This is a genomic window from Delftia sp. ZNC0008 (assembly GCF_000799035.1).
Taxonomy (GTDB): Bacteria; Pseudomonadota; Gammaproteobacteria; order Burkholderiales; family Burkholderiaceae_C; genus Comamonas; species Comamonas tsuruhatensis.
On the sequence record NZ_JTKZ01000144.1, the window covers coordinates 1 to 7,273 of the forward strand.

Consider the following 7,273-nt stretch of genomic DNA (forward strand, 5'->3'; position numbering starts at 1 on the left):
CCGCGTCCCTCACGCCTGTTCAAGCGCTCGCGCTTCGCGGCCCAGGGATACAACACGGACTTCGATGCCCACTTCCTGCGCTGGATGCTGTCCGATGGCGCAGGCGCCGCGCTGCTGGGCGGCCCTCAGGCCCTGCCCCAGGCGCCGGGCCTGCGCCTGAAGCTGCGCTGGACGCACCTGCGCAGCTTTGCGGGCGACTACCCGGTCTGCATGCAGCTGGGCCTGACGCCCGACCGCGCCACCAGCCACCTGGACTTTGCCGCCTGGGGCGAGGCCGAGGCCGCAGGCGCGCTGTCGCTGCGCCAGGACATCCGCCTGCTGCCGCACCTGTTCGATGTCTGCATCCACGAATACGCCCACCTGGCGCACACGGGCTGGGTGCCCGAGCGCGGCATCGACCATTTCCTGTGCCACTACTCGTCGGAGCGCTTCATCCCCGTGGTCGATGAGCTGCTGGGCAAGGCCCAGCTCGGCATCCCGCGCGAGCGCTGGTGGAGCAATCTGGCCTGGCGTGGCAACACGGGCGCGGCCTCCATCTTCGTGATGCTGTCCGAGTTCCTGCGCACGGAATCGGCACGCCTGAAGCACGGCGACACCGTGCTGTGCTTCATTCCCGAATCGGGCCGCTTCACGGCCGGCTACATGCTGCTGGAAGTGGAGGATGCGGCCCAGGCTCCCGCCGCCACCCCGGCCAAGGCCGCAGCACGCAGTGCCACCGCCGAAGCTCCCGCTGCCCCGGACCTGCTGCCCGATGTCTCCACCATCGCCCCGCCCCACGACCCGAACCAGGCCCCGGCCACGCTGGCGCCGCTGCTGACCGAACTGGCCAGCCTCTGGCAGGACTACCGCTCGCGCGTGTGGCGCACGCCGCTGCTGCAGCGCATACGCACAGGCAGGCTGCAGACGGCGGACTACGTGCGCTGGATGAGCCACTGGGTTCCCCAGGTGCGCGAGGGCAGCCTGTGGATGCGCGAGGGCGCGGCCTCGCTGACCGGCGAGCACGCGGCGCTGGCTGCGCTGATCGACGTGCATGCGGGCGAGGAGCAGAACGACTTCCGCATCCTGCACGAGGACTACCTCAAGGCCGGCGGCACCGAGACCGACCTCACCCGCCTGCGCCGCAACCCCGGCGGCGAGGCGCTCAACGCCTATCTGCACGGCCTGGCCGCCACGCCCAATCCGGTCGGCCTGCTGGGCGCCATCTACATCATCGAAGGCACGGGCCAGCGCATCGTGCCCAGCCTGCTGCCGCTGCTGCGCGCCAGCCTGCCGCTGCCGCCCGATGCCTTCCGCTTCCTGGAATACCACGGCGCCAACGACGAACACCACCTGGAGCGCTGGCTCATGGCCGTGCAGATGGTGATGGCGCTGGACGGCACAGACGGCAGCGGGGGCACGGCGGCGCAGGCCATCGTGCGCACCGCGCGCCACACGGCGGCGCTGTACCTGATGCAGTTCGAGCATGTCCTGCCCGAGGAGCACTGATGCAACCACCAGACTTCATCGAACCGCCCCACGACGAGCGCGACCCCAGCCCCTGGCGCGCGCTGTACCTGGACCAGAGCACGCCGCTGCCCGACGACGTCAAGGCCGCCTGGCTGCGTGACTGCAGCAGCGGCTCGCGCCAGTACCTGCTGCCCTTCCTGCGGCCGCTGGCACGCACCAGCATCGTGCTCATCCAGATCCTCAAGGTGCTGCTGCCGCGCAACTGGGCGCACTCCAGGCTGCTGCACCGGCTGCTGGCCTTCAGCATGAACCGCTTCGTCTCGCCCGAGGCCAACTGGCTCATCCTGCGCCATTTCCACCTGGGCTCGCAGATCCTGGCCTTTGTCGCGGCCAATGCGCCCACGCCCGTGTCCACCACACCGCTGGAGCCAGGCAGCATCGACGACATCAGGGACGACCTGTTCCTCAGGCACGACCTGAACCTGTTCAACTTCGTCATCCGCCTGAACAACGCGCTGCGCGCCGCAGGCCAGGAACTGCAGCCCGTGGCCGAGCCCGACTTCTCCATGCTGCGCAACCCGCCCCTGCGCCTGGAGGACATGCCGCGCGGGCGCCTGAACCTGCTGGACCTGCAAAGCGCCATCGAGGTCTACACGCCCGTCTACCAGCTGCTGCTGACCGACAACGACTTCTGGCGCGCCAGCAACTCGCTGCAGCTGGACGAGACCGTGGCCATCTATGCGGCCAAGATCCTCGCCTCGCCCGAGCACCTGGTCATGCTCAACAACAAGCACCCGCTGGTGCCCCTGTCCACCCTGCGCGCCGGCCACCGCCTGGTGCTGCACGGCCTGTCCACCGAAATGCTGCACTGCCTGCTGATGAAGGTCGCCAGCGGCGACATCCCCCTGCCCGCACGCGAGCTGGCACGCATGCGCGAAGCCGCCCGCGCCCACGGCAGCGAAACGGCCAGCGGTGCCGACCATGCCAGCAGCGCCAGCAGCACGGCAGCCGTCTGACCCAGGTCAAGGAACAGCGGCGGATTGACGCCATCTGGCGCGAAAACGGTTACATCACGTTGCATTCAGCCGCAGGGCCCGCTAGCCTGCACGGCTTCGCCCTGGCCGCACGCCCGGGTCCCTGCCAGCGCCAGGGCGCCTCCTGCCCTGGCTTGCGGCGCCTTCGAACCGTCCGTGCCATGCCATCGTCGTCCTTTGCGCCTTCAGCCGTACGCTGCAGCGAATGCATGCGTTCGTCGCACTGCCTGCTGGGGCAACTGCCCGAACCCGCCTTCCTGCAATGGCTGCCGCACATCCGCGAACGCGGCCTGGCCAAGGGCCAGAAGCTCCAGGCGCAAGGCTGCGTTGCCCATGAATTCCAGGTGATCAAGCTCGGTTTCGTCCTGGCCATCCGCCGTGGCGGCGACGGCGTGCAGCGGCCCGTGGCACTGTTCGGCAACGGCCACGCGCTGGGCAGCCCGGGCTGGCTGCAGCAGCCCTCGGCCATGCACTTCGAGGCACTGGGCCCAGGGCGCATCTGCTGCGTGGACATCGCCACCATCACGCGCCGCGGCCTGGTCGATGCCGCCTTCGTGCGCGCGCTGGCCACCAGCTACACCTGCAACAACGCCCTGCTGGCGGAATGGGCCCACATCGTCCGCATCCCCGGCGTGCTGCGCCAGCTGGCCGCCACCCTGATGCAACTGGCCGCGCTGCAGTCAAGCATGCTCGTGCGCCTGCCCAGCCAGGGCGCACTGGCCGCCCTGCTGGCCACCACGCGCGAAACCATTGCGCGCAGCCTTGTGCGCCTGGTGCAACTGGGCGCGCTGGAGCGGCCCGACCGATGGCACTGCGTGCTGCAGCCTGCGGTGTTGTTGAGGATCAGTGGGGCGGGTGTGCAGGATGGAGGCGGCGAAGGGCAGACGGCCAGCAAAAAAGACTAGTCTTTTCCAACGTTCTTATGGCCTCCCAACGCCTGCTCCAACCGCTCGATACGGTGAAGAAGTTCTCCGTACCTGGTCTCTGTCTGCGCCTCGAACTCAAGCACCATCCGGCGAAACAGCTGCTCTGGCGCCAGTCCGGTTCTGGCAAGGATTTCCCCCCATCGCCTTGCCGTATCCGCGGTGGCTCGCAAGACCAGATTTGACGCAGGCTCGCCCCCACTGGGCGCTTTTTCATTCTCCGGCGACTCTGTTCCGCTGAGCAACCACTCCAGATCCACAGCGAGCGCGGCAGCCAGGCGCTTGGCAACGTCCGGGCGCGGCTTGGCCCTCCTGGTCTCGTAACGGCTGATCTGTGTGGCTGCAATATCGCTGGCCACGGCCAGTTCGACCTGGGTCAGGTGCAGACGGCTTCGAGCGTCTGCCAGACGGTTCGCGAAATCGGGATTTCCCATGAAGGATTGAAAAAGGCTATCAAAGACTAGTCTTTTGATGTACTATGCATTCACACTCGACAGCAGCCACTGTGCGAGCCCGCTTGCAAGATCCGTATTGCTCAAACACACGGATCTGCTGATTCGCGCCCTTTCAGAAGGAACGAAACCATGTCGGATGATGGCATATCGGCGCCTGCCCGCCAGGCGTGTGCAAGCCCGCCCCCGCAGCCTGTGTTCAACGCCGAGGACCTGGCGTCCGATGCGCTGTGCCATATGGAAGCGGCGCTGGCCGTGCTGGAAGTGCACGCGCAGCAGTGCCAGTACCCGGACGTGCATGGCGCGCGCGATTTGCTGCGCAGCTACTACGACACGGCCTATGGCCACATGAACAACGAGCCCCTGCCAGACATGGAGGCTGTGGTACTGCCCAGAATGTCTTCGGACCTGGACCGTGCCGTGGGAATCCTCCAGCGCGTGAACGGCGACGACAGGGATGACCTCATGCTGCACGCCGTCAATCATCTGTTGCGCGCTGCGCGCAGGCATCTCCAAAGGCAGGCCTGAACCAGGTTCTGTTCACACCCTAAGCCACCCCCGCCTGCTGCGCCAGCAGCGTCGCCACGGGCCTGTGGATCAGCGCAGGAATCTGCTCTGCCGGCATCGCACGGGCGAAGAGCCAGCCCTGGTAGGCGTCGCAGTCCAGGATGCGCAGCAGGCGCAGTTGCTCGGCGGTTTCCACGCCTTCGGCCACCACCTGCAGGCCCAGGGTGCGGGCCAGCGCGATCACGGCCTTGACGATCTTGGCGTCGGCCGGGCTGTCGAGCATGGGGCCGATGAAGGTGCGGTCTATCTTCACGCGCGAGACGGGCAGATCGCGCAGGTGGGCCAGCGAGGAGTAGCCGGTGCCGAAATCGTCCAGCACCACGCAGACGCCGGCCGCCAGCAGGCTGCCCAGCAGCTCGCGCGCCTGCAGCGGGTCGGTCATGGCGGCGGACTCGGTGACCTCCAGCTCCAACAGGTGCGGCGGCACGCCATGCCGGGCCAGGCTGGCCATGAGGCGCTGCTGCAGGTCGGCCTGGCGCAGTTGCTGGGCCGAGAGGTTGACCGCCACGCGCAGCGGCATGCCTGCGCGCAGCCAGTCGCCGGCCTGGCGGCAGGCCGCATCGATCACCCATTCGCCCAGAGCGAGGATCAGGCCCGTGGACTCGGCCACGGGCACGAAGCGCTCCGGCGAGACCCAGCCCATCTGCTCGTCGTTCCAGCGCAGCAGGGCCTCCACGCCCTGGACCTGGCCGCCCAGCACCTGCACCTGGGGCTGGAAATGCAGGCTCAGCAGACCCCGGTCCAGGGCGCGCTTGAGGCGTTCGTGCAGCAGCACTTTCTCGGCCATGGCCTCGCCCATGGCGCTTGCATAGCAGGCGTAGGAGGCACGGCCGCGCTGCTTGGCGTCGTACATGGCCATGTCGGCATAGCGCATGAGGGTGGCCGCATCGCCCGCGTCCTGCGGGTAGAAGGCCACGCCCACGCTGGCGCCGAAGTTCAGCGCGTAGTGGCCGATGGCGCAGGGCCGGCACAGCTCGCCCAGCAGCGCGTCGACGCGCCGGCGCAGGTCCGGCCCGTTGCAGGGATGCAGCACGGCGGTGAATTCGTCACCGCCCATGCGCGCCAGCGTGGCCGAAGTGCCCAGCGCGGCCTGCAGGCGGCGCGCCACTTCCTTGAGCACCTGGTCGCCCACGTCGTGGCCATAGCCGTCGTTGATGGCCTTGAAGTTGTCGAGGTCGAGCAGCAGCAGCGCAAAGGACGCGGGCCCGGTGCCCGAGCCCGAGCCCGAACCCACTTGCGCCTGCGCTTGCGAGATCGCCTGCTCCAGCTGCAACCCGAACTGCCAGCGGTTGAGCAGGCCGGTGAGCGTGTCGTGCGTGGCGTGGTAGTGCATGCAGGCCTCCATCTGGCGCAGCTGCGACAGGTCGCGCACAAAGGCCACGGCCACGCCCCCGCCGTGCGGGGAATGGCCCAGGGCGATGTCCACGGACAGGCGCTTGCCGTCCTTGCGCAGCAGCCACAGGTCACGCCCCTGCCCCATGGGCCGGCGCGCGGGCTGGGCGAAGTAGGACTGCAGCTGCGGCCCATGGGCCGCATGCGCCTCGGGCGGCAGCAGCATCTGCAGCGGACGGCCCAGCAGCTCGGAGGCGCCATAGCCGCTCATGGCCTGCATGGCGGGATTGGCCAGCAGGATGCGGCCCTTGCGATCCACGAGCACGATGCCGTCGGGCGCGGCCTCCATGGCCACGCGCTTGAGCTCCTCATCCAGCGCCTCGCACGGCCCGATCAGATGGCCGGCTTGCGCGCTCCAGGCCGACGCCATCATGCGGACGGCCCCTTGCCGTGGAAGACCGATGCCGCAGCCTCCAGCGCCTGAGCCTGCCCGGCCAGCTGCTGCGCGTGCCCGATGGTGTCGCGCGCCAGCGTGGCGTTGTGCTGGGTCATCTGTTCGAGCTGCTGCACGGCGGCCTGCACCTGTTGCACGCCACCGGCCTGGGCCTGGCTGGCGGCCTGCATGCCTTCGGCCAGCAGCAGCTGCTCGCGCATGTCGGCCTGCACGGCGAGCATGGCCTCGCCCATTTCGCGCGCCATGGCGCAGCTTTGCGCCACCTGCTGCTGCGATGCCTCGATCAATGCCTTGATCTGGCGCGCAGCGTGGGCGCTGCGCTGGGACAGGCCGCGCACCTCGTCGGCCACCACGGCAAAGCCCTTGCCGTGCTCGCCGGCGCGCGCGGCCTCCACGGCGGCGTTGAGCGCCAGCAGATTGGTCTGAAAGGCAATGCCGTCGATGAGCGAGCTGATCTCCCCGACCTGGTCGCTGGTCCGGGCCACGCCGCGCATGCCCTGGTCCAGTTGCGCGACCATGCGGCTGCTCTGCCCGGCCATGTCCACGCCATGCCGCGCGCGGCGGGCGGCCTCGCCGGCCTGGGCGCTGCTGCGCTCTATGGCGCAGGCCAGGGCCTGCATGGCCTGGGCCGATTGCTCCAGGCTGGCAGCGGCAGCCTCGGTGCGGTCGCTCAGTTCGGTGCTGCCCTGCTGCACGGCCAGCGCGCAGCGGCGCACCTGGTCGCTCTTGCCCTGGATGTCGTCCACCAGGGAGACCAGGTTGAGTCCGGTCTGCCGCACGGCGCCGCCGATGGCGCCGATCTCGTCCGTGCGCTGCGTGAACAGTTCCCCCGTCTGCTGCCCGCTGGCCACGGCCTGGGCCTGTCCGCGCAGGGCAGCCAGGGGCATGAGCAGCCTGGTGCGCAGCCACTGCCCGGCCGCCACGCAAGCCAGGCTCCAGATCAGCCAGGCGGGCCAGATCTCGGCCAGCGTCAGGGACAGGGGCAAAGCCGAGGCCCAGGCCTGCAGCGACGGCAACCACAGCCCGGCCGATCCCAACAGCCACAGTCCCGCCACCATGACGCGG

The 7,273-nt window shown here is 69.1% G+C and carries 7 protein-coding genes; 4 read left to right on the top strand and 3 right to left on the bottom strand.

Annotated features, from left to right (window positions below):
* The 3 genes from L995_RS04855 to L995_RS04865 form a co-directional block, all read left to right on the top strand.
* Nucleotides 1-1,485 (top strand): 3-oxoacyl-[acyl-carrier-protein] synthase III C-terminal domain-containing protein (locus tag L995_RS04855; RefSeq protein WP_047469701.1); only part of this gene is annotated, 1,485 nt, incomplete at its 5' end.
* Nucleotides 1,485-2,462, top strand: a complete 978-nt coding sequence (locus L995_RS04860) for a DUF6999 family protein (protein ID WP_047469703.1) — start codon at nucleotides 1,485-1,487, stop codon at nucleotides 2,460-2,462. The genes L995_RS04855 and L995_RS04860, both read left to right, overlap by 1 nt.
* A gap of 227 nt (nucleotides 2,463-2,689) precedes the next feature.
* Nucleotides 2,690-3,385, top strand: a complete 696-nt coding sequence (locus L995_RS04865) for a Crp/Fnr family transcriptional regulator (protein ID WP_047469706.1) — start codon at nucleotides 2,690-2,692, stop codon at nucleotides 3,383-3,385.
* Here the strand turns inward: L995_RS04865 and L995_RS04870 are convergent.
* Nucleotides 3,382-3,837 carry a helix-turn-helix domain-containing protein gene (locus L995_RS04870; protein ID WP_034390675.1) on the bottom strand — a complete coding sequence of 152 codons (456 nt, stop codon included), beginning with the start codon at nucleotides 3,835-3,837 and terminating at the stop codon, nucleotides 3,382-3,384. The genes L995_RS04865 and L995_RS04870 overlap by 4 nt on opposite strands.
* Before the next feature lie 150 nt (nucleotides 3,838-3,987).
* Here L995_RS04870 and L995_RS04875 point away from each other — a divergent pair, with 150 nt between their 5' ends.
* Nucleotides 3,988-4,383: a hypothetical protein gene (locus L995_RS04875; protein WP_051940538.1), complete on the top strand. Its 396-nt coding sequence runs from the start codon at nucleotides 3,988-3,990 to the stop codon at nucleotides 4,381-4,383.
* Nucleotides 4,384-4,402: 19 nt separating this feature from the next.
* Here L995_RS04875 and L995_RS04880 read toward each other — a convergent pair whose 3' ends face one another.
* Nucleotides 4,403-6,187: a putative bifunctional diguanylate cyclase/phosphodiesterase gene (locus L995_RS04880; protein ID WP_047469711.1), complete on the bottom strand. Its 1,785-nt coding sequence runs from the start codon at nucleotides 6,185-6,187 to the stop codon at nucleotides 4,403-4,405.
* The coding region (locus L995_RS04885; protein ID WP_047469715.1) for a methyl-accepting chemotaxis protein at nucleotides 6,184-7,273 on the bottom strand (1,090 nt) is incomplete at its 5' end. The genes L995_RS04885 and L995_RS04880, both read right to left, overlap by 4 nt.